The 1,571-nt window shown below is 44.7% G+C and carries 3 protein-coding genes; 2 read left to right on the plus strand and 1 reads right to left on the minus strand.

What is annotated here, in order from left to right:
- Positions 1-127 precede the first annotated feature (127 nt).
- Positions 128-448: a winged helix-turn-helix domain-containing protein gene (locus QUA62_RS29150; protein WP_333408275.1), complete on the plus strand. Its 321-nt coding sequence runs from the start codon at positions 128-130 to the stop codon at positions 446-448.
- A gap of 210 nt (positions 449-658) precedes the next feature.
- Positions 659-955 carry a transposase gene (locus tag QUA62_RS29155; RefSeq protein ID WP_333408276.1) on the plus strand — a complete coding sequence of 99 codons (297 nt, stop codon included), beginning with the start codon at positions 659-661 and terminating at the stop codon, positions 953-955.
- 6 nt (positions 956-961) lie between these two features.
- Here the strand turns inward: QUA62_RS29155 and QUA62_RS29620 are convergent, their stop codons facing one another.
- Positions 962-1,273: a transposase gene (locus QUA62_RS29620; RefSeq protein ID WP_445301741.1), complete on the minus strand. Its 312-nt coding sequence runs from the start codon at positions 1,271-1,273 to the stop codon at positions 962-964.
- Between the last annotated feature and the right edge of the window lie 298 nt (positions 1,274-1,571).

The raw sequence follows: 1,571 nt of genomic DNA on the forward strand, positions 1-1,571 counted from the left end.
AACAATATTCTGACGAGGTAGAACAGTTAATGAAGTTAACTCCAAATAAACGCCGCTTTTATCAACAAGGTATGCGGGCCACAACCCTTATACAGTCTATCTCGTAGACCTCTTTGTCACCCCCCCAGTGAAAGACAAACGTCATCAACATCCTGGCACTCAACCTTTACTCTCTGTGGTGGAACAAGCACAACTGTTGCAAACTTTACGAACTCCGACTGCTGATGGAGGATTATCGAACAGTCATAAAGTTGCTGAGTGGATCAGTAATTTACTTAAGCGTCCAGTCAGCGTACAAAGGGGTTGGGACTATCTACGTTCGTTGGAGTTTCGGTTGCGGATACCCCGACCTGAACAGGTCCTCACTGACTTGGAAGTCCAAGGAGCTTGGAAAAAAAACTCCGCTCACGAACCAAACGAATTCAACAGCATCCATCAGCAGCAGTAGAAGTGTGGGCAATGGATGAGCATCGTCTCGGACTAAAGCCGATAATTAGGCGACTTTGGGTAGGGTACGGGGAGCAACCCATAGCCAACGTAAATTGGCGATATCAATGGCTATGGTTGTATGGTTTTGTACACCCCTCACCGGGAGAAACATACTTTTGGATTCTCCCAAAAGTTAACATCGAGCTTTTCAGCAAAGTTTTAGAAGATTTTGCCGCCTGAATTTGGAGTTGGTAAAGATAAACACATCATCTTAACTATTGACCAAGCAGCTTGGCACACCAGCCCACAAGTTCAAGTCCCAAAAGGTCTACACTTGGAATTTATGCCCTCCCCTTCTCCGGAATTACAACCAGCAGAGCGTTTATGGCCCTTGATAAATGAACCAATTGCCTATGGTTCATTTCAAAATCTTGATGAATTAGAAGAGGTATTATTTCAACGTTGCCAAGTTCTGCTGAAACAATCTTCTTTGATTAAAGGGATTATATCATGTCCGGTCGATTGACCAGTATTAAAATTTTGTCTCCGGCCACCAATAGAAATGAGTCAAACCACTAATTAGCTGTTTGAGATTTAACAGTTTTCGACATCGTTCAAATAAACCAGCTTCTAATTCATCCAAATTTCTAAAACAGCGATGGGCTATCGGTTCATTTGTCAATGGCCCCAGTCTTTCTGCTGGTTGCAGTTCGGGTGAGTGTGAAGGCAGACAATATAAATGTATCTCCTTAGGGATTTTCACGCTTTCACTCAAATGCCATCCGGCTCCATCCACTACTAAAACCACTCTTTTTTTCGCTCCGACTTTCCTACTGGAGGGCAAAATCTTTTAAAACTCGCTCAAAAAGCTGGCTATTGCACATGGCAGTATCCACGCCTTTGTTTCTCCCGTACTGGGATGCACGAAACCGTATAACCACAACCATTGAAACCGCCAGTTAACAACAGCCGTAGCATTACTAAACTCATCGATTCATTCGGGCCTCTCTCACAGCTTTCAATCCGAGCCGATGTTCGTCCATCGACCAGACTTCTACGTCGATTGAACCCACATTCCGCACCCCAACTGTCACATGGGGTACGGACTGGCAACGGCTCGTGAGTTGTGGGTCTGGCAACCA

This window comes from Microcoleus sp. MON1_C1, assembly GCF_036701945.1.
Lineage (GTDB): Bacteria > Cyanobacteriota > Cyanobacteriia > Cyanobacteriales > Microcoleaceae > Microcoleus.